This is a genomic window from Massilia agri (assembly GCF_024753255.1).
Lineage (GTDB): Bacteria > Pseudomonadota > Gammaproteobacteria > Burkholderiales > Burkholderiaceae_D > Telluria > Telluria agri.
On sequence record NZ_JANUHA010000002.1, the window covers coordinates 266,768 to 291,963 of the forward strand.

20 protein-coding genes are annotated in these 25,196 nt (G+C 64.1%); 12 read left to right on the top strand and 8 right to left on the bottom strand.

The genetic code is table 11. From position 1 onward, the window contains the following. Positions 1 to 159: 159 nt before the first annotated feature. Positions 160 to 720, top strand: a complete 561-nt coding sequence (locus tag NX780_RS04250; protein ID WP_258826603.1) for a hypothetical protein — start codon at positions 160 to 162, stop codon at positions 718 to 720. After that, positions 713 to 1,468, top strand: coding sequence for a hypothetical protein (locus tag NX780_RS04255; protein ID WP_258826604.1), 756 nt, complete (start codon positions 713 to 715; stop codon positions 1,466 to 1,468). The genes NX780_RS04250 and NX780_RS04255 overlap by 8 nt, the downstream gene beginning before the upstream one ends. A 521-nt stretch (positions 1,469 to 1,989) precedes the next feature. On the opposite strand, the gene NX780_RS04260 is transcribed toward NX780_RS04255, so the two are convergent. Both NX780_RS04260 and NX780_RS04265 read right to left on the bottom strand, forming a co-directional pair. Next, positions 1,990 to 2,571: a PEP-CTERM sorting domain-containing protein gene (locus NX780_RS04260; RefSeq protein WP_258826605.1), complete on the bottom strand. Its 582-nt coding sequence runs from the start codon at positions 2,569 to 2,571 to the stop codon at positions 1,990 to 1,992. Between the two features lie 228 nt (positions 2,572 to 2,799). Beyond that, a complete protein-coding gene (locus NX780_RS04265) occupies positions 2,800 to 3,306 on the bottom strand; it encodes a lysozyme family protein (RefSeq protein WP_258826606.1) in 507 nt (168 codons plus the stop codon). 348 nt (positions 3,307 to 3,654) lie between these two features. On the opposite strand from NX780_RS04265, the gene NX780_RS04270 reads away from it, so the two are divergent. The 9 genes from NX780_RS04270 (at position 3,655) to NX780_RS04310 (ending at position 15,179) form a co-directional block, all read left to right on the top strand. Next, a complete protein-coding gene (locus NX780_RS04270) occupies positions 3,655 to 4,905 on the top strand; it encodes an ABC transporter substrate-binding protein (protein ID WP_258826607.1) in 1,251 nt (416 codons plus the stop codon). 6 nt (positions 4,906 to 4,911) lie between these two features. Beyond that, positions 4,912 to 5,787: a carbohydrate ABC transporter permease gene (locus NX780_RS04275; RefSeq protein ID WP_258826608.1), complete on the top strand. Its 876-nt coding sequence runs from the start codon at positions 4,912 to 4,914 to the stop codon at positions 5,785 to 5,787. 11 nt (positions 5,788 to 5,798) lie between these two features. Continuing rightward, a complete protein-coding gene (locus NX780_RS04280) occupies positions 5,799 to 6,683 on the top strand; it encodes a carbohydrate ABC transporter permease (RefSeq protein ID WP_370663578.1) in 885 nt (294 codons plus the stop codon). A 5-nt stretch (positions 6,684 to 6,688) separates the two neighbouring features. Next, the gene (locus NX780_RS04285) at positions 6,689 to 7,753 is read left to right on the top strand and encodes an ABC transporter ATP-binding protein (protein ID WP_258826609.1); all 1,065 of its coding nucleotides are present in this window, start codon (positions 6,689 to 6,691) and stop codon (positions 7,751 to 7,753) included. A gap of 78 nt (positions 7,754 to 7,831) precedes the next feature. After that, a complete protein-coding gene (locus tag NX780_RS04290) occupies positions 7,832 to 8,866 on the top strand; it encodes a LacI family DNA-binding transcriptional regulator (protein WP_258826610.1) in 1,035 nt (344 codons plus the stop codon). 97 nt (positions 8,867 to 8,963) lie between these two features. Continuing rightward, positions 8,964 to 10,331: a GH1 family beta-glucosidase gene (locus tag NX780_RS04295; RefSeq protein WP_258826611.1), complete on the top strand. Its 1,368-nt coding sequence runs from the start codon at positions 8,964 to 8,966 to the stop codon at positions 10,329 to 10,331. Positions 10,332 to 10,372: 41 nt separating this feature from the next. After that, positions 10,373 to 12,880 (top strand): glycoside hydrolase family 3 protein, encoded by a 2,508-nt coding sequence (locus tag NX780_RS04300; RefSeq protein ID WP_258826612.1) that lies wholly within the window; start codon positions 10,373 to 10,375, stop codon positions 12,878 to 12,880. After that, positions 12,877 to 13,845, top strand: a complete 969-nt coding sequence (locus NX780_RS04305; RefSeq protein WP_258826613.1) for a glucokinase — start codon at positions 12,877 to 12,879, stop codon at positions 13,843 to 13,845. Before NX780_RS04300 ends, NX780_RS04305 begins: the two co-directional genes overlap by 4 nt. A 23-nt stretch (positions 13,846 to 13,868) precedes the next feature. Next, the gene (locus NX780_RS04310; protein ID WP_258826614.1) at positions 13,869 to 15,179 is read left to right on the top strand and encodes a sugar MFS transporter; all 1,311 of its coding nucleotides are present in this window, start codon (positions 13,869 to 13,871) and stop codon (positions 15,177 to 15,179) included. Here NX780_RS04310 and NX780_RS04315 read toward each other — a convergent pair whose 3' ends face one another. Further along, entirely contained in the window at positions 15,180 to 16,205 is a 1,026-nt protein-coding gene (locus NX780_RS04315; protein WP_258826615.1) for an MBL fold metallo-hydrolase, read from the bottom strand. Between the two features lie 127 nt (positions 16,206 to 16,332). Here NX780_RS04315 and NX780_RS04320 point away from each other — a divergent pair, with 127 nt between their 5' ends. After that, a complete protein-coding gene (locus NX780_RS04320; protein WP_258826616.1) occupies positions 16,333 to 16,944 on the top strand; it encodes a TetR/AcrR family transcriptional regulator in 612 nt (203 codons plus the stop codon). Here the strand turns inward: NX780_RS04320 and NX780_RS04325 are convergent. The 5 genes from NX780_RS04325 to NX780_RS04345 all read right to left on the bottom strand — a co-directional run bounded on the left by NX780_RS04325 (position 16,923) and on the right by NX780_RS04345 (position 24,911). After that, the gene (locus tag NX780_RS04325) at positions 16,923 to 18,437 is read right to left on the bottom strand and encodes a tryptophan halogenase family protein (RefSeq protein WP_258826617.1); all 1,515 of its coding nucleotides are present in this window, start codon (positions 18,435 to 18,437) and stop codon (positions 16,923 to 16,925) included. The two genes, NX780_RS04320 and NX780_RS04325, sit on opposite strands and share 22 nt — an antisense overlap. A gap of 12 nt (positions 18,438 to 18,449) precedes the next feature. Further along, on the bottom strand, positions 18,450 to 19,463 hold the full coding sequence (locus NX780_RS04330; protein ID WP_258826618.1) for a cupin-like domain-containing protein: 1,014 nt from the start codon (positions 19,461 to 19,463) through the stop codon (positions 18,450 to 18,452). Further along, on the bottom strand, positions 19,447 to 20,166 hold the full coding sequence (locus tag NX780_RS04335) for a SapC family protein (protein WP_258826619.1): 720 nt from the start codon (positions 20,164 to 20,166) through the stop codon (positions 19,447 to 19,449). The genes NX780_RS04330 and NX780_RS04335 overlap by 17 nt, the downstream gene beginning before the upstream one ends. Positions 20,167 to 20,203: 37 nt before the next feature. Beyond that, positions 20,204 to 21,790 (bottom strand): tryptophan halogenase family protein, encoded by a 1,587-nt coding sequence (locus tag NX780_RS04340; protein ID WP_258826620.1) that lies wholly within the window; start codon positions 21,788 to 21,790, stop codon positions 20,204 to 20,206. Positions 21,791 to 21,899: 109 nt separating this feature from the next. Next, positions 21,900 to 24,911, bottom strand: coding sequence for a TonB-dependent receptor (locus NX780_RS04345; protein WP_258826621.1), 3,012 nt, complete (start codon positions 24,909 to 24,911; stop codon positions 21,900 to 21,902). Positions 24,912 to 25,196 lie beyond the last annotated feature (285 nt).

Genomic DNA, 25,196 nt, shown 5'->3' on the forward strand with positions numbered 1-25,196 from the left:
TATGAACATGTTCAAAAGTCAAATATATAATTTTTGAACATCTGCCAGACCTATTGCTGAGCCCTGTTCATAAATGGTCGATTTTGTACTACCAAAAGTTATTGCGTTCAAGAACTGTCTAGTTCAATATGTTACCTACTTGACATCTTGGAGCGAAACATGACGGATAGAGCAAAGTTCAGATACTCAGCCCACGACGGCGTCCTTGAGATTGAAGGAACGGAAGCGTTTGTTTCAAAGCACTTTGAAGGACTAACAGACATTGTTCGGATAATGGCTCGGCATACCATAGTCGAGCAGAAGAGTGATGCGGCCGTCGGCGACAACATACCAACTGCAAGCGTAACACCCAACTCAGAGAGCAACGACCAACCGGCGGCTTTATCTACTAAAGAAACGATTGAGAGTTATCCCGAGGTTTATTCAGAGATAAATGGAAAATTAAAACTCACGGTCGACATCCCTGGGGATGCCACTCGCACCAAGCAGACGAATGCAGCATTGTTGTATTGCTACGGGGCTGCACTGATGGGCGATGAGCAGGTGACCTCAAAGGACATTCGTGAAGTTTGCGAAGAACATGGCTGCATTGATACGAACTTCGCTAAAATTTTTGAAGATAAAACCATCTTCTTATCAGATGGAGTAAAAGGTGGGACTAAACATATTAAGCTAACTTTCCAAGGCAAAAAGAAAGCTAAGGAACTTCTAGATGCGTAAAGAACTGCTGAAAGCAATATTGCTTGCAGATCATCCGCAAGAAATTGTGGAGCATACTGTCACATCTTATCAGGAGGTGGCGGGAAATTTCAGGCTAGAGAAGTGGAAAACCAGTGAACTAGATGCTGGGCATTTTGTGGAATCTGTGCGAAGGCTCATCGAGAACAAACTCTTTGGGAGTTTCACCGCTTTCAATACAGCAATAAGCTCATTCAACCAAGGAGTTTTGAATAAATATGAAGCGGCACAGGGGGGCGAAGAATACCGAATACTCATCCCTCGCGTTTTATTTGCGATGTACTGCATCCGCAACAAACGCGGAGTCGGGCACATTTCTACTATTTCCCCTAACAAGCTAGATGCTACTTTCATATTGCATTCAGCAAAATGGGTTCTTGCGGAACTCATCCGATTGTCAAGTAAAAATAGTCCAGCCGAGGCAATTCAGCTTGTTGACAACATTCTAGAACGCCAAGTCGACCTAATCTGGGAAGATGATGAAACTTTCATGGTGCTAGACAAAAAGTTGAAGACAAGCGATAAGATATTACTCGTACTATACAAGCAAGATCGCTTATCTGCAGACGAACTCAGGGCAAAGGTGGACTATAAGAACAAGTCGGCCTTTACGAAAATCATCAGAGGGCAGCAAAAAGAAAAGGCAATTGCCATTACAGCAGAGGGAATTTGTAAGTTGTCGCCTCTTGGGGTGATGCTTGCAGAAGAAATAATTAATAAATCTTCTTGAATATTCGGCACTGGGATGGGCACACGTGGAATCAGCCTTAGAATTCTTTCTTGTAAGGAAAAAGACCCCCTTCCATCTTCCGCAGCAAATCAATTTGAAATTCCGCTATACCCTTTCGTATCAGTGTTGTTGTTGGGCGTTTAACGAGTGAGAGGGTTTTTTCGTACACTTGATACAGTATTCCCCCTCCCCTTCTTATCCTCCGATTGAAGACAAGACAGCCCGTAGGATGGGTGACCAAGCGGCCACGGAGGCGAGCCACTACAAGCCTAGCAAATACCCCTGAGGTACCACATGAGCATCACATCGGGTATCACAAGGCAACGTTGCCCATACACCGAATAGCTTGCACTCATCAGTAAGTCATTGATATGATTGGGTTTTGCGGTACAACTCACCCACTCGCACGCAGGTTGGGAAGCAGGTTCGAGGTTTGCAGTCGGCACCATCAAAGCGCAAGAGGCTACGTTCGATCGGACGTAGCCTCTTTTGCTTTCCGCGGCAGCCGGTGCTTGCCGGTATCAGGCGCGGCGTGCCTTGCGCGTAGCCGCGCCCAGCCCCGCCAAGCCAAGACCCAGCAGCGCCAGCGTACCCGGCTCCGGCACGTCATTCGACTGTTCCAGCGGGGTCACGCGGAACGTCCAGTCTTCCGACTGCACCACATTGCCGTAGCGATAGCCCGTACTGCCAGCGAGATTGGTGCGGGTACGCGACATGCCCCAGAATGGGTTCTGGCCCGGTATGGCGACCGCAGCCGTATAAGTTTTACCGATCTCGAGCACGACGCTGGAGAAGTCGACGTCGTGGAAGCCGGTGAAGTCATTCGCCAGCTGGAACTCGAAGCTGGCAAGGGCGGTGCCCACCACACCTTCGCCGGAGTACAGGCTGATGCGCAAAGGGCCGTTGGTATAGTGCGAATTCACTGCCCTGTAGTAGAAGGCGAAATTGATCGACTGGTCTTCAGCGACAAAGGATTGCCCGACCGGTTCGAAGAAGTCGATCTGGGTCCATAGGTCGCCATTGCTGGTTTCGATAACACCAGCCTGGGCGGTCAGCGAAGCGCAAAGTCCGGCGGCAGCCAGGAGCACGTTCAGGTTCTTCATTTTTTCCCCAGTAGAATTGGATAATCCTCCTGAGCAATTTTCGTGCCCAATATAAAAGTGATTGTAGAATCAGTGGCTTGCTGTTTCAGTACCGAATAGAACCCTGTCGATGTAAAAAATTCCGACAGGCTGACCTTCGTACGCGCACTCGAACACGTCTGGCGGCGGCGGGCAAGGAGCGGAAACAGACGTCGGGCGCGAGCACATGACTCCAATGCGTTGGAATGGCTATGCCATCGAACCGCCGGCCGCAAGGTAAGTCGATAGAAACTGCTCGTAGCCGATGTGGCGCTGGTGCGGATAATAATTGCCCTGCCCCGGCCCTTTCGGCAAGGCAGCCCAGGTGCGTGCCACCGTCGGCATGACGGAGGCGATCTCTCCTGCTTTTATTCGTTCAACTACCCTGAGACTCCGCAGGATCTCCACCGCAATCAGGTCCTGCGTGCGCGGCGAGAAGTCATCCAGTCCCAGCTTGCCTCCATGATGTTCCCAGGTGGGCCGCGTGATCTGGTACATCCCGGCCGCCGTCGTCTTGCCATCGATTCCCGCCCCCGGGTGGGTCGAGGTGTCGCTGAAGCGCCAGCGATCGTTGCGCCGCCCTCTGAGCGCACCGTATTTGAAGTCGTAGCCGCCGCCTTCCGCCTCGGCGATCGCCTTGAGAAAGGCCGCGACATTCGGATGGGCCAGGTGCGCGGCGTTCGTTTCCAGCAAAGCCCTGCGTTTTGCGTCGGACATGATTCCTCCCAACGAAAGCTGCCGGCGCCGTCGCCGGCCTCCTGAATCCATCATAGGAAGCGGCCGCGTCCGACAGTTGAGGCATCGCAGGAAGCAGCACGGCCGCGCCCGGTTTCTTACGCAGCCGTGTTGCGGACGAGTACAACAATCTGGCAGGAAAATCTGCCCCGCAAACAAACAGGCCGCCCGGGCGGGCGGCCAAAACTTGTCGGCTGAACACGAAAACTGTGCCAAAATCCTGATTGCAATATTTGTTTGACCGAGATTTCACCCGGTGCTATAGTCGGGCAAAGCCGATGGTAACGTTTCCAACTTACCAAAAAAATAATGGCGAATAACGGAGACACGATGTCCACAGTACGCACCCTGGCGGCAGCCTGCGCATGGCTGTGCGTCTCTGCGCCAGCGCTCGCCGCGTCGGCGTCCACCACACAGGCGCCGAGAGCCGAGGTCATCCACTGGTGGACCTCGGGCGGCGAATCGGCCGCGGTCAAGCAGGTGGCCAAGGCCTTCCAACAAGCCGGCGGCGTCTGGATCGATACCGCGATCGCCGGCGGCGACCAGTCCCGCGCCGTCACCATCAACCGCATCGTCGGCGGCAATCCGCCCACGGCGGCCCAGTTCAACACCTCCAAGCAGTTCCTCGACGTGATCGAAGCGGGGATGCTCAACGACGTCGACCTGGTGGCGCGCGCGCAGAACTGGGACCAGATGCTGCCCCCGCCCATCATCGACGTGATCAAGGTGGACGGCCACTATTACGCGGTGCCGCTGAACATCCACATGCAGACCTGGTTCTGGTATTCGAAGCCCGCCTTCAAGAAGGCCGGCATCGAGAAGGAGCCCGCCAGCATGCTTGAGTTCTTCGCCGCCCTCGACAAGCTGAAGGCGGCCGGCATCATCCCGCTGGCGCACGGCGGCCAGTCCTGGCAGGAGAACGTGCTGTTCTCGGCCATCCTCGCGAATATGGGCGGCAAGGAGCTGTACCTGAAGGCCTTCCGCGACCGCGACCAGGCGACCCTGCTCGGGCCGGCCTTCCGCAACGTGCTGCTCGCCTTCAAGCGCCTGAAATCCTATGTCGACCCGGGCTCGCCGGGCCGCAACTGGAACGACGCCACCGCCCTGGTCATCAGCGGGAAGGCAGGCTTCCAGGTGATGGGCGACTGGGCCAAGGGCGAATTCACGAATGCACGCCAGGTCGCGGGCCAGCACTACGGCTGCATGGCGGGCCTCGGCCCCGCGACGCCCTACCTGATCCAGGGCGACGTCTTCGTCTTCCCGAAGACGGACGACGGCAAGACCGTGCGCGCCCAGCAGCTGCTGGCGAACGTGGTCTCCCAGCCTGTCCTGCAGGTGGGCTTCAGCAAACTGAAAGGCTCGATCCCCGTGCGCACCGACGTCAATGCCGCGGAACTCGACCTGTGCGCGCAGAAGGGCATCGAGATCATGAAGGACCGCGATCGCCAGGCCGGCGTCAGCGAGGTCTACCTGACGCCGGACCAGAACGGCGCCATGCAGGACGTCCTGACCGCCTACTGGAACACGAATATGCCGGTCGAGAAGGCCCAGAAGAGCATCGCCAACGCACTCAAATACTGACCCGCCATGCTTGCCTTCCGCACCAACAGGATCACTCCCCACATCGCATTATTGCCGATGGCCCTGACCGTGCTGGTCGCCTACATCGGCGCGGCGCTGTGGACCTTCAAGACTTCGCTGACCGCCTCGCGCACCTTCGCGTCGGATAACTTCATCGGCGCCGCCCAGTACGTGCGCCTGTTCGACAACGAGCGCTGGCTGCTCTCGCTGAACAACCTGGCCGTCTACGGCGTCTGCTTCATCATCGCCTGCATGGTGCTGGGCTTCCTGCTGGCCGCCTTCATCGACCAGAACGTCAGCGGCGAAGGTTTCCTGCGCACCGTCTTCCTCTACCCCTACGCGATGTCCTTCATCGCCACCGGCCTGGTGTGGCAGTGGATGCTGGCGCCCGGCGCCGGCATCGAAGGCGCGGTGCAGTCGCTGGGCTTCACGAACTTCCGCTTCGATTGGATCATCGACCAGGACATGGTCATCTACACCATCGTCATCGCCGCCGTCTGGCAGGCCTCGGGCCTGGTGATGGCGATGATGCTGGCCGGCCTGCGCGGGGTCGATCCGGAGATCTACAAGGCCGCGCGTCTGGACGGCATTCCGACCTGGCGCGTCTACCTGCAAATCGTGCTGCCGATGCTGGGTCCGACCGTCGCCACCGTCTTCCTGCTGCTGTGTACCGCTGTGGTGAAACTCTACGACGCGGTGGTCGCCATGACCGGCGGCGGTCCGGGCACGGCCAGCGAGGTGCCGGCCAAGTTCATCATGGACCACCTGTTCCTGCGCTCGAACATCGGCCTGGCCTCGGCCGGCGCGGTGACCCTGCTCATTCCGGTGCTGGCCCTGCTGGCGCCCTATGCCTACGCACGCAGCCGGAGGAAACGCGCATGAGCCAGACCACCCTGGAAGCGCCCGCCCCCGCGATGCATTTCGACGCCCCTCTCCCCGCCGCGCGCCGCAAGCGCCGCCTGGGCGCCGCGCGCATCGGCGTCTATGCCTTCCTGTTCAGCGCCGCACTGTACTTCCTGCTGCCGCTGTACGTCATGATCATCACCTCCTTCAAGTCGATGGACGAGATCAGGAGCGGCAATGTGTTCGCCCTGCCGCTCTTCGCGACGGTCGAGCCCTGGCAGAGCGCCTGGAACCAGGTCAGCGGCGGCTTCTGGAATTCGGTGGCGATCACGGTGCCGAGCACCGTCATCCCGATCCTGCTGGGGGCGATCAACGGCTACGCCCTCTCGTTCTGGAAGCCACGCGGCGCCAATGTGCTGTTCGGCGTGCTGCTGGCCGGCGCCTTCATCCCGGTGCAGGTCATGATCTATCCGCTGGTGTGGATGATGGCGCGCGCCGGCGTCTTCGGTTCCTTGCCCGCCATCGTGCTGGTGCACGTCATCTTCGGCATGCCGATCATGACCCTCCTGTTCCGCAACTACTACGCCTCGGTGCCGCACGAGCTGTTCCAGGCCGCGCGCATCGACGGCGGCGGCTTCTGGCGCATCTTCCTTCAGGTGATGCTGCCGATGTCGCTGCCCATCATCGTGGTCGCCGCCATCATGCAGGTGACCGGCGTGTGGAACGACTACATCCTCGGCCTTGTATTCGCGGGCCGCGACAATGCGCCGATGACGGTGCAGCTGAATAACGTGATCAACACCACCACCGGCACGCGCCTCTACAACGTCAACATGGCCGCGACCATCCTGACGGCCGCGGTGCCGCTGGCGATCTACTTCATCTCGGGACGCTGGTTCGTGCGCGGTATCGCCGCCGGCGCCGTCAAAGGGTAAAGACCATGTCCAACGTCCACCTGCGCAAGCTGTGCATCACCCGCGGCAGCAACCAGATCATCCGCGACCTCGACCTGCAGGTCGAGCCGGGCGAATTCCTGGTGCTGCTCGGACCTTCCGGCTGCGGCAAGTCGACCCTGCTGCACAGCATCGCCGGCCTGATCGACCTGGCCGACGGCGCCATCGAGATCGGCGGGCGCGACATGAGCCATGCCGACCCGAGTGAAAGAGGCATCGGCATGGTGTTCCAGTCCTATGCCCTCTACCCGACCATGACGGTCGAGAAGAATATGTCCTTCGGCCTGAGGATCTCGGGCGCGCCGAAGGCGGAGATCCAGCGCCGCGTACAGCGTGCGGCCGAGATGCTGCAGCTCGAATCGCTCCTGGACCGCAAGCCGGCCCAGCTCTCGGGTGGCCAGCGCCAGCGCGTGGCCATCGGACGCGCCCTGGTGCGCGAGGCCGGCGTCTACCTCTTCGACGAGCCGCTCTCGAACCTGGACGCCAAGCTGCGCGCCGAGCTGCGCCGCGAACTGAAGCTACTGCACGCGGCGCTCGGCTCGACCATGATCTACGTGACCCACGACCAGGCCGAAGCCATGACCCTGGCCACGCGCATCGTCGTGATGCAGGGCGGGCGCATCCAGCAGATCGGCACCCCAGCCGAGGTCTACGAGCGTCCGGCCAACCGCTTCGTGGCGGGCTTCCTGGGTTCGCCCTCGATGAATTTCGTCGAGGGGAGCCTCGACGGCACCCTGGACGTGCAGCGCCGCTTCACGGCCGGCGCCCTGCAGCTCACCCTGGCGCCGGATTGCATCGCACCCTCGGGTGCGGTCACGCTGGCGGTGCGGCCGGAAGACATCCATGTGGTCGATGACGGCCCATTGCTGGCGAACGTGACCCTGGTCGAGCCGATGGGCAACCACCAGGTCGTGTGGCTGGACTGCGGCGGCCACGCCTTGTCCGCCATCGTGCACGATGCGCGCCGGCTTGCGCCGGGCCAGGCGGTGCGCTTCGCCATCGATGCGGCGCGGGTCTCGCTGTTCGAGCCGCGCAGCGGCCGGCGCTTGTAAAGACAAGTGCCAGTGTCGGATGAATGCAGTATGCTTCAGTGTTTTTCGAATAAACCGTTTATCGATTAGGGACCATTAGTGGCAACCATCAAGGATGTAGCACGTCTCGCCGGCGTCGGCCTGGGCACCGCCTCGCGCGTGGTCAGCGGCAAGGGTTCGGTGTCGCCCGCCACGCTTGAAAAGGTGCGCAAGGCGATCGACGAGCTGGGTTTCCGCCCCTCGCACGCGGCGCGCGCCCTGCTGTCCGGCACCAGCCGCATGGTGGGCGTCTACATTCCGGTCCTGAGCGGCACCTTCTACACCCCGATCCTGCAGATCATCGACACCGAGCTGCGCGCCGCCGGCCTGCACATGGTGGTGGCCTTCGGCGTGGGTCTCGGCGACGCGCGCCGCCAGGCGATGGAAGGCATCGAGTTCCTCATCGAACGCGGCTGCGACGGCATCATCATGATGACCAGCGCCCTCGCCGACGAAGACCTGGCCGGCCTCGGCGCCAAGCAGCGGCAGATCGTGGCGCTGAACCACGAATTCCGCACGATGCCCGAACAGTGCTTCACGGTCGACCACGTGCTGGGCGGACGCCTGGCCGCGCGCACCCTGCTCGACTACCGGCACCGCGACATCGGCGTCATCTCCGGCCCGGCGGCGCTCAGCGACAACGTGGCCCGCGTCGACGGCTTCATGCGCGAGCTGGAAGAAGGCGGCATCGACACGGGCAAGCTGTGGGTGGCGGAAAGCGACTTCTCCCCTGCCGGCGGCTGGGCCGCGGCCAAGGAGCTGATCGAATCCGGCCACAAGTGCACCGCCCTGTTCTGCGCCAACGACGAGATGGCCGTGGGCGCCCTGTCCTATTTCCAGGAGGCCGGCATCAGCGTGCCGCGCGACCTGTCCGTCATCGGCTACGACGACACGCCCAGCGCCGCCTTCTCGGCCCCGCGCCTGACCTCGGTGCACATGCCCTGGCGCGAGATGACGCTCAACGGCATCAACGCCCTGCTGAACCGCTGCTACGACCTGCAGCGTCCGGTGTCGCGCACCTTTCCGGTCAGCGTCACCCTGCGCGCCTCGCTGGCGAAGCTGCCGTCCACGCCGTCGCGGAGTCGAAAAAAATGAGGCTGCAAGCCCCTTGGCCGTAGTGCGGCCTTTTTTTTCACTTGCAGTTGGAAAGCTTTCCAAATATTCTTGCATCAGGTCTTCACATACACACACCATGACAACAGCAAACGCCCTTGAGCCGACCGCCCCGCAGCGCGGCGATTTCGCCCCCGACTTCTTGTGGGGCTGTGCCACCTCTTCCTACCAGATCGAAGGCGCGGGCCAGGAGGACGGCCGGGTCGAGTCGATCTGGGACCGCTTCGCCGCCACCCCGGGCAAGGTCAAGGACGGTTCCAGCGGCCTGGTCGCCTGCGACCACTATCACCGCTGGCCGGAAGACTTCGACATCGGCCGCGACATGGGCCTGAACGCCTACCGCTTCTCGATCGCCTGGCCGCGCATCTTCTCGGAAGTGGGCGGCAAGCCGAACGAGAAGGGCCTGGACTTCTATTCGCGGCTGGTGGACGGCATGCTGGAACGCGGCCTGCAGCCCTGGGCCACGCTGTATCACTGGGACCTGCCGCAGTACCTGCAAGACCTCGGCGGCTGGAACAATCGCGCCACGGTCGATGCCTACCTGGCGTTCGTGGACGCCATGACGCGCCGCCTGGGCGACCGCGTCCAGCACTGGATCACCCATAACGAACCCTGGTGCACCTCGATCATCGGCAACTTCGAAGGCTGGCACGCGCCCGGCAACACCGACTTCAAGACCGCACTGCAGGTCGCCCACCACGTGCTGCTCTCGCACGGCAAGGCGGTGCCCCTGATCCGCGCGAACGTCCCGAACGCCAGGGCAGGCATCGCCCTCAGCCTGCACCCGGTGCGACCGGCCAGCAATTCGCCCGAAGACCTGGCCGCCATGGCGCGCCACGACGGCCTGCGCTACCGCTGGTTCCTCGATCCGCTGTATGGCCGCGGCTATCCGCAGGCCACGCTCGACATCATCGGCGACGCCGCACCAACCGTGGAACCGGGCGACCTGGAAGCCATCGCGGTGCCGACCGATTTCCTGGGCGTGAACTACTACTTCCCCGAGACCATTCAGAACGACCCGACCCACGCGCCGCTGGGCGCGCGCGTGCTGCCGCCCGCCGACGGCATGGAAACCACGGCCATGGGCTGGGAAGTCGCGCCGCAGGGACTGGCCGAACTCCTGCACCGCATCGAGAACGACTACCACCCGGGCCCGATGTACATCACCGAGAACGGCTCCTGCTACACCGACGAGGTGGGTGCGAATGGCGAGATCGACGACGTCGAGCGCCGGCGGTACCTAGCGACGCACCTGGCCGCGCTGCGCGCGGCGATCAGGGACGGCGTGCCGGTGAAGGGTTATTTCGCCTGGAGCCTGCTCGACAACTTCGAATGGGCGGAAGGCTACCTGAAGCGCTTCGGCCTTACCCACATCGACTACGCCACCCAGCAGCGCCGCCTGAAGAGCAGCGGCAAGTGGTACCGCAGCTTCCTGCGCGGCGAATAAGCGATACGCCAGAACCCACAATAACGACTAGCGAGACATCCATGACAACCACCCTTCGCAATCCCGTGCTGGCGCTTGCCGTCGCACTCGCCTTCCCCGCCGCCGGCGCCTTCGCGCAAGCTGCCGCGCCGCTCGCCGACTGGCCGCGCATCGCCAGTCCGATTGCGAAGGATGCGGCGCTCGAGAAGCGCGTCGCCGAGATTGTCAGCAAGATGACCCTGGCCCAGAAAGTCGGCCAGATGACCCAGCCCGAGATCAAGACCGCCACGCCCGAAGACGTCAAGCGCTACTACCTCGGCTCGGTGCTCAACGGCGGCGGCAGCTGGCCGAACGGGAACAAGCATGCGAAGGCGGCCGAGTGGCTGGCCCTGGCCCAGCGCTACCACGAGGCGTCACTCAGCACCGACATGGCGATCAAGGTGCCGGTGATCTGGGGTACCGACGCGGTCCACGGCCACAACAACGTCTTTGGCGCCACCCTCTTCCCGCATAACATCGGCCTGGGCGCGGCGCGCAATCCGAAGCTGCTCGAGGAAATCGGCGCGGCCACGGCGAAAGCCACGCGCGCCAGCGGCATCGCCTGGGTGTTCGGCCCGACCCTGGCCGTGGTGCGCGACGACCGCTGGGGGCGCACCTACGAGAGCTATTCCGAGAATCCGGACGTGGTGAAAAGCTATGCCGGCGCCTATGTGCGCGGCATGCAGGGCATGCTGAAGGACGACGCCAACACGGTGGCCACCGCCAAGCACTTCATCGGCGACGGCGGCACCGAGAACGGCAAGGACCGCGGCGTCAACAAGTCGACCAAGTCGCAGATGATCAACATCCACGGCGTCGGCTACTACCCGGCCCTGGCGGCCGGTGTGCAGACCGTCATGTCCTCGTTCAACTCCTGGAACGACGTCTCGACCGGCACCGACTACGGCAAGATGCACGGCAGCCGCGCCATGCTGACCGACGTGCTCAAGACGAAGATGGGCTTCGACGGCTTCGTCGTCACCGACTGGAACGGCATCGGCGAAGTGCCGGGCTGCCGCAACGACAGCTGCGCCCAGGCCATCAATGCCGGCAACGACATGATCATGGTGCCGGACGACTGGAAGGCCTTCATCGCCAACACCATCAAGCAGGTCGAGAGCGGCGAGATCCCGATGTCGCGCATCGACGACGCCGTCACCCGCATCATCCGCGTCAAGCTGCGCGCCGGCCTGTTCGACAAGAGCCCGGCCCAGAACGCCTATGCGGGCAAGGACGAGGCCATGCAGCCGCGTGAACTGGCGCGCCGCGCCGTGCGCGAGTCGCTGGTGCTGATCAAGAACGACAAGCCGGTGCTGCCGATCGCACGCGGCAAGAAAATCCTCGTGGTCGGCAAGACCGCGGACGACCTGTCGAACCAGACCGGCGGCTGGTCGATCACCTGGCAGGGCACCGCCAACGTCAACGCCGACTTCCCGAACGGCGACACCATCCTGGCCGGCATCCGCGAAGCCGCCGGCAGCAATAACGTCAGCTTCAGCCTCGACGCGAAAGGCGTCGACGTGTCGAAGTTCGACGTCGTGGTCGCCGTGATCGGCGAGCGCCCGTATGCGGAAGGCGACGGCGACATCGGCCCCAATGGCACCCTGCGCCATTCGGGCCGCCACCCGGAAGATCTGGCCGTGCTGCAGGCGGTCGCCGGCAAGGGCAAACCCGTGGTGACCGTCTTCGTCTCGGGCCGTCCGCTCTACGTGAACGACCTGCTCAACCTGTCGGATGTGTTCGTGGCCGCCTGGCTGCCGGGCACCGAGGGCAAGGGCGTGTCGGACCTGCTGGTCGCCGGCCCGAAACGCTATGAATTCACCGGCAAGCTGCCCTTCTCCTGGCCGAAGTCGGCCTGCCAGACCGAGCTCAATGTCGGCGACAAGAACTACGCGCCCCTGTTCGCCTACGGTCATGGCCTGAAGACGACAACGCTTTCCAAGGTCGGCAAGCTGGACGCCACCTACCCGGCCGGCGGCTGCGGCATCAGCAACACCTTCCCCGTGTTCAGCCAGGCCGACCGCGCCAGCTTCCCGCTGACCATTCGCAGCGGCGAGCAGCAGCTGGTACTGGGCGCCGACCTGAACTCCACCTTCAGCCTGCCCGGCGTCACCGTGCAGACCTCGCAGGTGAACACCCAGCAGGATGCCAAGCTGGTGACCTGGAGCGGCCCGGCCACCATCGAAGCACGCGGCGCGCGCGCGATGGTTCTGCCGGCGGCGGCCGGCAAGGATGCGGCACTGCGCTTCGATACCATCGTTTCTAACGCACCAGCAGGCAAGGTCACCATGGCCATGGGCGGCGGCACGTTAGACGCGACCGGCCTGTTCAAAAACCTGGCCGGCAAGGGCAAGCAGGTCGTGCGCATTCCGCTGTCCTGCTTCCAGGCCAAGGGCACCGATCTGGCGAAAGTCGAGGCGCCGTTCAGCGTGACCAGCAATGCGGCCTTCGCCGCCGCCTTCGCCAATATCGAGATCGCCGGCGGCGCGGCAAGCGAGGCGGGCGCCGTGAAGTGCGAGGAACTGAAATGAGCCTGCGCCTGCTCGCCGACATCGGCGGCACCAATGCCCGCTTCGCCCTGCAGGAACCGGGACAAAGTGCCTTCGCGGACATTGAGGTGCTGGCCTGCGCCGACTATGCCACCCTGGGCGAGGCGATGCGCGCCTATCTCGGCAAGGCAGCGTCGCGCGGACTGGCGGTCGAGGGCCTGCGCCAGGCGGCGCTGGCCATCGCCAACCCGGTCGAGGACGACCGGGTCAGCATGACCAATCACCACTGGAGCTTCTCGATCAACGCCTTGCGCGATGAGCAGGAGCTGGAGACGCTGCTGGTCGTGAACGACTTTGCCGCGTTGGCCATGTCGCTGCCGCACCTGACTGCCGCTGGCCGCGAACGCATCGGCGGCGGCCTCGAGCTTCCAGACCGTCCGATTGGCCTGATCGGCCCCGGCACGGGACTGGGTGTCTCCGGCGTGATTCCAGCGGACGGACGCTGGATCGCGCTGGCCAGCGAAGGCGGTCACGTGAGCTTCGCGCCGGCCAACAAGGACGAGGTCGCGATCCTGGAAGCGCTGTGGCGCGAGTTTGGCCACGTGTCGGCCGAGCGCCTGTTATCCGGAATGGGACTGGAACTGATCCACTGGGCGCTGCATGACGAGCGCCTGGAAGCCCCTGGCATCACCGGGGCTGCGCTCGACGGTTCTTCGGCTGCTTGCCGGCGCACGGTCGACACCTTCTGCGCCATCCTGGGCAGCGTGGCCGGCAACGTCGCACTGACCCTGGGCGCCACGGGCGGCATGTACATCGGCGGCGGCATCGTGCCGCGCCTGGGCAAGCTGTTCACCGAATCCAGTTTCCGCGCGCGCTTCGAAGACAAGGGACGCCTCAGCCCCTACCTGGCGCGCATCCCGACTTACCTGGTCACTGAACAGTATCCGGCATTGCACGGCGTGTCCGCGCTGCTGGATGACCAGATCGCGCCGAACCGGGGCGCATAGCCACAATTACGAACGGAGACATCATGCAAAGTACCGCCCCGAACCAGGCGCCGCCGCTGGCGCACCTCCCCGAGGCCGAGCACAACCCGCACACCGGCGCGCTCGTCATCGTCACCATCCTGTTCTTCATGTGGGGGCTGCTGACGTCCCTGAACGACGTCCTGATCCCGCACCTGAAGTCGATCTATACGCTGACCTACCTGCAGGCGATGCTGGTGCAGTTCTGCTTCTTCGGCGCCTACTTCATCGTCTCGCTGCCGGCCGGCGCTTTGATTCGTAGAATCGGCTACCAGAACGGCGCCGTCACCGGCCTGATGATCGCGGCCGCCGGCTGCGCCCTGTTCTACCCGGCCTCGAAGGGCGGCTATGGCCTCTTCCTGTTCGCCTTCTTCGTGCTGGCGAGCGGCATCACCATCTTGCAGGTGGCGGCCAACCCCTACGTGACCGTGCTGGGACCGGCGCGCCTGGCCTCGAGCCGCCTCACGCTGACCCAGGCCTTCAACTCGCTCGGCACCACGGTGGCGCCGGCGCTGGGCGGCATCCTGATCCTGTCGACCGTGGCCCTGAGCGCCGAGCAGCTGGCGGCCCTGCCCGCCGCAGAGCAGGCCGCGCACAAGGCCCTCGAAGCAGCCACGGTGCAGGGGCCCTACCTCGCACTGGCCGCCGCGCTGGCGATCCTCGCGGTGCTGTTCGCCCTGGCCAGGCTGCCGAAGATCGACCATGCGGAAGACGGCCAGCCGGCGGTCGACGGCAAGGGCGGCGCGATGGCCTACCGCCACCTGGTGCTGGGCGCGGTCGCGATCTTCCTGTACGTGGGCGCGGAAGTGAGCATCGGCAGCTTCCTGATCAACTTCCTCGGCGAGGGCAATATCGCGGGCCTGAGCCATGCGGACGCCGCCCACTATGTCAGCCTGTACTGGGGCGGCGCCCTGGTCGGCCGCTTCATCGGCTTTGCCGCGATGCGCTACATCAGCCCGGGCAAGTCCCTGGCCGTCACGGCCCTCGGCTCCATCGTGCTGGTGCTCACTGCGACTTTCGGCGAGGGCTCGGTGGCGAAGTGGGCGATCGTCGCGGTCGGCCTGTGCAACTCGATCATGTTCCCGACCATCTTCAGCCTGGCCCTGCATGGCCTGGGCAAGTTCACCGGCCAGGGTTCGGGCATCCTGTGCATGGCCATCGTCGGCGGCGCCGTCATCCCCTTCGTGCAGGGCATGTTCGCCGACACCATCGGCCTGCAGCCGTCCTTCATGGTGCCGGCCGTATGCTACCTGTTCATCCTCTATTTCGGCGTGAAGTACGCCAACCTGCACAAGCAGCCGGCGGCGGCTGCCTGATCATTCCAGCGACTTCCACCACTGCGTGCCCGGCTGGGGAGCCTTGAGGTTCAGGGCTTCCCCCATCTCCGGCGTGGCCAGCTTCACTCCCCTGCCCTCGGCCAGCGCGACGATGCGCTCGAAAGGATCCTGCCAGCGGTGCAGGGCCAGATCAAACGTCCCGTTATGCATCGGCAGCATCCAGGCCCCGCCAAGGTCCAGGAAGGCCTGCAGCGTCTCTTCCGGCTGCATGTGCACGTCGGGCCACTGCTTGTCGTAGGCGCCTGTCTCCAGCAGGGCGACGTCGAAAGGACCATAGCGGCGGCCGATCTCCTTGAAGCCCTCGAAGTAGCCGGTGTCGCCGCTGAAGAACAGGCGCAGCGCGTCGCTCTGGATCACCCAGGAGGCCCACAGCGTCGAGTTGCGGTCGTTCAGCGAGCGGCCCGAGAAGTGCTGGGACGGCGTGGCGACGAAACGCACGCCGCCGATCTGCGTGCCCTGCCACCAGTCGAACTGCTGCACCTTGCCGGCATCGATGCCCCACTCGACCAGGCGGTCGCCCACGCCCAGGGGCGCCAGGAAGTGCTCGGTCTTGGCCGCCAGCGCGAGGACCGCCGCATGGTCGAGGTGGTCGTAGTGGTCGTGCGAGAGGATGACGGCCTTGATGGGCGGGAGGTCCTCGATCGAGATCGGCGGCGCGTGGAAGCGCTTGGGACCGGCCCACTGGACGGGGGAGGCGCGTTCCGAGAACACCGGATCGGTGAGATAGAAGGCGCCGCCGAGCTTGAGCAGCATGGTCGAGTGGCCGAGGCGGTAGAGGGTGTCGTCGGGCGCCGCCAGCAGATCGGCCTGCGTGAGCGCATGCACCGGAATCGCGGCTGTGGGCATGGTGCCTTGGGGCTTGTGGAACATGAAGTTCCACCACAGGCGCGCCATCTCGCCCAGGCTGTGCTCGCGCATCCGGACGGGATTGCGGAACTTCCCGTCCGCGAACTGGGGCGACTCGGTGTGCGCGGGAGCCGCGCTGGCAAGGGTGCAATAGCTCATGATTGCGGCAATTCCAAGAAAAAGGGTAGCGAAGAGGAGGCGCATGGGATGTCGATCCGTCAGGTGTACACTACACAGTGTAGTTTCACTTTTTTGAAAAGTAAACTACTCGGTGTAAAATGTGCGTATGAGCCCTCCCCGCCTTACCGACCTCAAGCGCGACGCCATCCTGAAAGCCGCGGCTGCCGAATTCCGTGCGAACGGTTTCGAAGCGACCAGCATGGACCGCATCGCTGCCGTTGCCGAAGTGTCGAAGCGCACGGTGTACAACCACTTCCCCAGCAAGGAAGAGCTGTTCGCGGAAACCATCGTGCAGCTGTTCCAGGCCAGCGCCGAACTGCTGGAACTCCCCTACCGCCCGGACCTGCCCTTGCGCGAGCAGCTCAGCGAACTGCTGCGCCTGAAGATGCGCACCCTCGAACAGCAGGATTTCCTGGACCTGGCGCGGGTGGCGATTTCGGAGGCGATCCACGCGCCCGAGCGCGCGCTGCCGGTGTTCGCGCGCCTGAACCAGCGCGAAGAAGGGGTGACCGCCTGGATCCGGGCGGCCCAGGCGGATGGCAAACTGAAAGCCGGTGATCCGGTCTTCGCCGCCACCATGCTGCAGGGCCAGGTGAAGGCCTTCGCCTTCTGGCCCCAGGTGGCGATGGGCGCAGCCCCGCTGGGCCCCGAGCAGCAGGAGCCCGTGATCGAGGCGGCGGTGTCGATGTTCCTGTCCTACTTCGGCGCGGCGCAGTAACGCTCGACGTAGGACTGGTGCGAAGGCAGGCCCGCCACGGTGCGGTCGATCTGTCCCTTGATCCCGCCGAGGAAGTGCGAAAGCTCTTCGTCCCCCATCAGGTCGGCCGTCTGGTGGTGCTGCAGCGGCATGATGCCCTGCCCCAGCATCACCTGGACCCAGGAGTTCTCGGCGAACAACTCGGTCGGGAAGCGGAACACGCGCCCGGTCTCGCGGAACAGGTCGATGCGGTGCTGCAGCGAGGCCGGCACCGGCATATTGCGCGCATCGACCCAGTAGGGCGCGTCGATGCGGTTGTTGACCTTGTAGTGCAGGATGATGAAGTCGCGGATGTGCTCCACCTCGAGCGCGGCCTGCCGGTTGAACTCCTCGACGTCGGTCTGCATGATGCCCTCGCTCGGGAACATCTGCATCAGGCGGATGATGCTGCGCTGGATCAGGTGGATGCTGGTCGATTCGATCGGCTCGAGGAAGCCGCTCGACAGGCCGACCGCGACCACATTCGCCTTCCACACCTGCTTGCGCTGGCCCGGCGTGAATTTGATCACGCGCGGCTTCATCAGGGGCTCGCCGGCGATATTGCCCATCAGGGCTCCAATGGCCTGCTGCTCTTCCACGTAGCGGCTCGAAAACACGATGCCGTTGCCGACACGGTGCTGCAGCGGGATGCGCCACTGCCAGCCGAATGGGTGCGCGATCGAGCGCGTCAGCGGCACCGCGTCACCCACGGAAGTGGTCTGCAGCGCGGCCGCGCAGTCATTGAACAGCCACTGCGACCAGTCCTCGTATTCGACGCCGAGCGCCTGGCCGATCAGGAGGCCGCGAAAGCCCGTGCAGTCGATGAACAGGTCGCCTTCGACATCAAGGCCCGAGTCCAGCGTGATCGAGCGTACGTGGCCGGTGAGTGCGCTGGTGGTCACGTCGACGATCTTGCCCTCGATGCGCTGCACGCCGAAGCGTTCGCTGAACCTGCGCAGGTAGCGCGCGTAGGCGCTCGCGTCCAGGTGGTAGGCGTAGTTCATGCCCTGGCGCGGCAGGTGGGCGAACTTGTTCTCTTGCGAGGCGCGCAGCTCCAGGCAGTAGTCGCCGTAGTCGCCCGCCAGGCCGCGCTCGCGGCCCTTGTGCCAGAAGTGCTGGAAGCCGGCGGTCCAGTGGTCGGTGCCCGTCAGGCCGAAGGAGTGGATGTAATCCTCCTTCACATTGCGCCAGTTCTCGAAGCTGATGCCGAGCTTGAACGTCGCCTTGGTCTCGGCCATGAACTCCTGCTCGTTGATCTCCAGCAGATGATGGAAGTTCAGCAGGGTCGGGATGGTCGCTTCACCCACGCCCACGGTGCCGATCTCGTCGGATTCGATCAGCTTGATGTCGAGGCGCTTGCCCAGGATCTTCGAGATGCAGGCCGCGGCCATCCAGCCGGCCGTGCCGCCGCCCGCGATGACGACGCGGCGCACCGGCTTTCCGATGCCATTGCCCCCTTTTGCTCCGGTCTCCATATTCTGTCTCCTTCAGCGGTTCATTCTTTTGAGTAGTTGGGCGCGGATGTTGCGCACGGCATCCTCGTCGAGCGGCGCCAGGATGCGGCGGGCGGTGGGCGGAATGTGGGCGGCGGTGTTTTCATCGGCTTCGAACACGTAGTGGCGGAACAGCTCCTGCCAGGCCTTGCGCTGCTCAAGCGGCAGGTCGCGCACCGTCATCAGGGCATGCATCAGGGCGTTGGTCGGCGTGTCCATATAGCCGGGCGACTGGCGCCACCAGTAGTTCACCAGCACATTGAAGTCTTCCAGCGCCTCGATGTGGTGCCACCACATGCTGGGGATGAAGAGCGCATCCCCCGCCTCCAGCTCGGCGGCCTGGGCATGCGCCATCGCGGTGGCGAAGCGCGGGAAGCGTTCGGGGTCGGGCGCGTGGAAGTCGACCAGGCTGATGGCCTGGCCGGCCGGTGTGAAGTCCAGGGGCCCGATGTAGAGATTCCCGACCTGCTGCGGCGGGAACAGCGTGAAGCGGCGGCGCCCGGCGACCACGCAGGCCAGGTTGTCCGGCAGGTCGTAGTGGGCCGCGATACGGGTGCGATTGCCGATCCAGATCGATCCCAGCGCGTCACGTCCACCCAGGTCGACGACGTTCTCGTCGTGGAAGCCCGGCAGGCAGGTGTCGATCGTGGTGGAGCCGACATAGATCGCCGGCTGGACCTCCTTGCCGCGGTAGCGCTCGAGCTCGAGCAGCACCTTGTCGAGCCTTACCTGCACCGGGGCGAAGTTGAAGCCGCTGAGGTCTTCGTTATAGAAGAAGCGGCCCGCGATCTCGGGCGCGCCCAGCATGGCGGCGACGGTGGCGCCGCGATAGAAGCGGCGCAGGTAGGTGTCCGCCTCCGCACCGGAGCGGCGCGCGGCCGCCACCATCGGCCAGCTTCCGACCAGGCCGCGCAGCAGCAGCGGTTCGGTCGACTCCAGGATCTCGGGGCCGAGATCGCGCGGCGTGAGGCCGGCGATCTCGCGGATCGGTTCAGCCGCGGGCAGCATAAGGTGCGATCTTGCGATTCTTGCGGTCGATGAGGGCGCGGAAGTTCGACAGCGAGGCGATCTGGAAGTAGATCGCGGCCAGGTAGCCGGCCTTGTGCAGGCGGTCGAGGGTCACGGCATCCAGGGCCGCCAGGCGCTCCTCGTTGATCGTGTAGAAGCCGCCGAAGCGGTGCTGCGAACCGTCGTCGAGCGTGATGTCGAGCGAGAAGCCTTCCAGCAGCTCGTTCGTGAGCAGGGCTTCGATGAAGCCGGCATTGGTCTGCATGCCCTCGTGGATGGCGAGCAGCATCGAGTTGATGTTCTCGAGGTAGGGCGTGCTGCCCCCGTGAGGCAGGAACACGGCCTCGCCCTCGAGCTTGCTGACGCGCGGGCTGTCGAGGTCCACGTGGATCATGAGTTCCTCGCCATGCTGGCCGATCAGGAAAGGCAGGCGGCTCACCAGGAGCGGAACCGTGGCGGCATCCCAGTCCTGCCCTTCCAGGAACAGGTTCTCGTCGCTCTCGAAGCCGAACAGGGCGATCGGCTCGTAGGCCTGGCTTGCGTCGTCCTTGCGGAAGATGATCGGATAGTGCGCCTGTAACTGGCGGAACTCGGCCGGGAAGGTCTGGACGAAGGCGCGGTTGTCGCCCAGGTCGGCCCCGTGGCGGGTGATCACGCGCAGGTCCTTGTGATCGATGTTATTCAGCAGTACCGGGTTGGCCATGGTGGTGTCTCTTTGGTCGTTGTTATGTGATGGTGGTCTAGTGGCGGGGCAGGCCGTGGCGCACGATGTGCGCGATGAGCGCCCGATTGTCGGGCAGCGCCGGCAGCATGCGGCGGGTAAGGTCGTGCGCCTGCTGGAAGAAGGCCTCCGCGCTGGCCGCATCGGGTTCGCCCGGACGTACGCGCCGCGCCAGGCCGGGCTCGGGCCGGAAGCCCATGCCGTACAGGATGTACTGGTAGCTCGCCGCCGGGAACACTTCCATGAAGCGGCCGAAGTCCTGGCGCGAGGGCGGACGGTGGGCCCACAGCGCCAGCAGGTCGGCCAGGCGGCCGGGAATGGTTTCCCTGCTGCGGTTGTCGCGCCAGTAGCCATACGGGTCGGCCGCGCCCTCGCGGCGGCTCAGCATGTAGTGCAGCTTGAGGAAATCGATCACCCGCTCCCAGCGGTAGCTGAAGGTCGCGTTGAAGCGTTCGGCGCAGATGTCCATCTGCGCGCGCGTCACCGGCATCTCCTCGAGCAGCATGGTGCTTGATAATTCGACCATGGCCAGGGCCGAGGCTTCCAGCGGTTCGATGAAGCCGCTGGACAGGCCGATGGCCACGCAGTTGCGGTGCCAGAAGCGTTCGCGGTAGCCGGGTTCGAAGGTCAGCTTGCGCGGCGCGATGTCTTCGGGGCCGCCAGTGGCGCGCACGTAGTCGCGCAGCGCCTGTTCGGCCTGTTCGTCGCTGGTGTGGGCGCTGGAATACACATGGCCGATGCCGCGCCGCGTCGGCAGGCCGATGTCCCAGATCCAGCCGGCGTGCTGCGCGGTGGAGGTGGTCTGGGAGGCGATCGGGTCGTCCTCCTTTGCGTACGGCACCTGCACGGCCAGCGCCCTGTCGTTGAACAGCACCCCGCGCTGCGGGATGAAGGGCACGCCGTAGTGCTTCCCGAGCAGCAGCGACTGCATGCCGGTGCAGTCGACGAACAGATCGCCTTCGAGGTCGCCATGCGCGCGGGTGTGCAGGGCGGCGATGTCGCCGCATCTCTCCCCGCCTTCGTGGGAGCGGATGCCAATGACGTGGTCGGGCACGTAGTGCACGCCGAGCTTCTCCAGGCAGTGCTTTTTCAGGAACAGGCCGAACTTGCCCGCATCCAGGTGGTAGCCGTAGTTGGCCACGGCGGCGAATTCCGGCGTCTGCGCCTGCTTCGGCGCGCGCCCGTGCAGGCACAAATGCGGCTGGTAGCTCGCCAGGCCGGCGAAGGGAAGATCGCAGTGACCTTCGAGCCAGCGTCCCGCCAGGTCGGCGTCGCCCCATCCATGGGGCAGCGCGAAGGGGTGGAAGTAGTGATCGTGCTCGCCGCCGGTGACCCAGCGGTCGAAGCGCGAACCCTGCTTGAAGGCGGCGTCGCACTCGCGGAAGAAGCTTGCTTCGGACAGGCCGGCCGCGCGCAGCGTGTCACGCATGGTCGGCCAGGTGCCCTCGCCGACGCCGATGATGGGAACATCCGGCGACTCGATCAGCGTGATGCGCAGGCCGCCCTCTTCGGCAGGTTGCAGGCCGGACGCGAGAACGGCGGCCGTCAGCCAGCCGGCGGAGCCGCCGCCGACGATGACGACGTGCCTGATGGTGGTGCTCACCATGGTGGGTTCCAATAAAACGAATGCCGGGCAAGTCTAACCTGAAAAAGCCACGGTTGGGCCGCGGCTTTTCCAGGCGCCGGTGCTGCCCGCTCGCGCGGGCAGTGGCGGGTCAGAACTTGTAGCGGGCTGCCAGCATGTAACGCGGACCCGATTGCTCCACGTAGAGCAGGTTACGCTCGGTACGGCCGTGGATGCGCTTGATCTCGTCGGTCAGGTTGATGCCCTCGAGCTGGATACTCAGGTTCTTGTTGACGTTGTAGCCGATGCTCAGGTCCAGCTGTCCGTAGGCCTCGACATAGTTCGGGTTCGGGCCCGAGCCGTCGAAGGTCGAGGACAGGAACTTGTCGCGCCAGTTGTAGGCCGCACGCACATTCCACTTCTCGTTCTCGAAGATACCCACCAGGTTGGCCGAGTCGCTCAGGCCGACCAGCGCGAACTGCTCGCCGATGCTGGCATTGTTGTACTTCAGCCCCGAGTTCACGTAGGTGTAGTTCGCCGAGATACCGAAGCCGGTCGCGCCGAACATGTGCTGCACGTTGAACTCGAGGCCGCGCAGGCGCGCCGCTTTCTGGTTCGAGTAGCTGGTGATCCGGAAATTCGCGATCGGATCGTTCGGCTGGCCGACGATGGAACCGGTCGCATTGCCGTTGACGTCATCCGCTCCGCGCGTCACGCCCGGCTGGCCGTTGAAGTTACGCAGGATGTAGTTGCGGATGCAGGTCGTGTCGGCGGTGGTGCAGCCGGCGCCGATCGCCGCGTTCCAGTAGGCGCCGCCGACCGGGGTACGCAGGGCGAACGGTTGCGCGGTCTCCTGCGACTGGCCTGCGTAGTTCTCCAGGCTCTTGCGGAAGTGGCCGATCGAGACGAAGCTCGACTTGTTGTAGTACCACTCCCAGGCCAGGTCGATGTTCTTCGACTTGACCGGCAGCAGGCCCGGGTTGCCCTGGCGTCCGTTGCCGCCTTCGATACGGCCTTGCGGTTCGAGCACCTGGCCGCCGGTCAGCTGGTCATAGCGCGCGCGGCCGATGGTTTCGCCGTAGCTGAAACGGCCCTTCATGTCCGGACGCAGGTCGACGTCGGCATCGAAGCTCGGCAGCCAGTGGTGGTACTTGCCGCCCAGGGTGGTGAAGTTCGGTGCGCCAAAGCCCACCGCGAACTCGTTCTGCGAAGCCCAGGTATAGGAGGTGGCGATCGGCACCAGCGCGGTCGAGGTGACGTCGGTCTTCTCGTAGCGCGCGCCGATCGAGGTGTGCACCGGCAGCGCCAGGTCCCAGTCGGTGTTGAACTGCAGGTACAGGCTCTTCGACTTTTCGCGGGTGCGCTGGTCGGTGGTGTAGTCGTTGCGCGGCAGGTACAGATGCGGCAGGCCGGTGACCTTGGCGGCCAGTTCGCGCAGCGCGGCGAAGTCGAAGGTGTAGAAGGTATTGAACAGGGCCGGGTTGTCGCTGCCGTCGATATTGTCGAAGTACTGGCGCAGGCTCTCCTGGTGGAACATGCTGGCCGGGTAGTCCGACGCCTTGGTCGCGCCGCCCCAGACGTCGTCACGCTGCTGGACCGAGAAGGCCGAACGGTTCTTCACGTCGGTCGTGGCCACGCCGAACTTGAGCTCGGACGCTTCCAGCAGCTTCCAGCTGCCGTGGACCTGCACCTGCGAGATCTCGCTCTTGACGTAGCCGTTCTCGAACACCGAACCGGTTACCTGCTGCGGTGCGCGGGTGAAGTCGGCGCCCTGGATGCTCATGACCGGGAAATCCTTCGAGAAGTCCACGGTGGTGGTGCCGCGGCTGAAGCTGGCGGTGCCCAGGGTGTTGCCGGAGCCGAAGGGGCTGTCCGGCACCGATTCGGCGGTCGAGCGGTGGGCATCGAGCTCGAGGCGCACGTCGCTGTTGACGCGCCATGCGGTGTTGAAGCCGAGCGACTTGTTCTGGGTCTTGGTCGCGAAGTCGGCGCCGCCCATCGCGATGTCGCTGGTGGCCGGATTGATGATTTCGCCGTAGGACAGCGGGCCGGCGATCGGGCCGTCGGTCCAGCTGCTGGTGGACGCGCCGAAGTTGAACCAGGCCGAGAGGTCCTGGCGGCGGGTCTGGATCTTGTTTTCCGAGAAGGTGTAGTCGAGGGTCGTGGTCAGCGCCTTGCTCGGGGCGTACTGGAACACCAGCTGGCCGTTGGTACGCTGGCGCTGGATGCCGCTCATGTTGTAGTTCAGGTTCTGCGGCACCTGGTAGATGTCGCCAGGTTTCGGACGGTTGGTGATGTTCTCCGAGCCGGGGGTGCCAGGCTGGGCGATGGTGCCCCAGTTGTTCTCGTCGCCGCGGAACGGGCCCTTCCAGCCGCCCGGGACACCGGCCTGGTTGTAGCCGAGGTTGCGCTCCTGGTAGCTGCCCGAGATGCCGATACCGAATTTGCCGTCGGCGAAGGTGTTGCTGTAGATGCCCGAGATTTCAGGAGTGACCTTGTCGTCCGGAGTGATGTCTGCCGGCAGGTTCTCGGCCGACCTGTCGTACACACCCTTGACGCCGATGCTGGCCTGCAGGCCGGGACGCGAGAGCGGACGCGCGGTCAGCACGTTGATGGTGGCGCCGATGCCGCCGGTCGGGGTCTCGGCGCGCGCCGATTTGTAGACCTGCAGCTGCGAGATCGCTTCCGAGGCGATGTTGGCGAAATCGTAGGCGCGGCCCGGGCGGTCGCCCAGGCTCGAGGTCGGCATCTGGCGGCCGTTCAGCAGCACCAGGTTGAAGTCGGGGCCGACGCCGCGCACGGTGACCTTCGAGCCTTCGCCGATGGTGCGGTCGATCGAGACGCCGCTGATACGCTGCAGCGATTCGGCCAGGTTGGTATCCGGGAATTTACCGATGTCTTCGGCGACGATGCCGTCGACGAAGCCCTGCGCATTGCGCTTGAGGTTCATCGACGATTCGAGACTGGCGCGCAGGCCGGTGACGACGACGGTCTGGACGCCGGCAGGCGACGATGGCGAGGTCGCCTCTTCCTTGGCCGGGTCGGTGGTGGCGGCCGCGCCCGGGGTCGAGGCGACCTCCTGGGCGTAAGCCGGCATGAACGCCGCGCACGCGCTGGCTACTGCCAGGCTCATCAATGTCTGTTTCGCCTTCGGGTAATACATGGTGCTCTCCTGTTTTTTTAAGTTTTTAACCGTCACCCATCCAACGGTGTCTCCACTACTTTGCCGGCTCCCATGGCTGCACGCTGCCGGCGGTCATGCTGTTCCAGCTCTCGTTTCGCTGTCACTCCCTAGCCTGGGCACCTCCTCGCCTCGCGGTCCGGCACGGGCGCTCCCCTTGCCGCCAGGCGGCGCAGCGAGGACATGCGGCCGGGGCCGATGTCCTCGCTGTCGGGATTGCTTCAGAAGCTGGCGCCTTGCGCTCGTTCATCATTCTTTGTCCGGTAT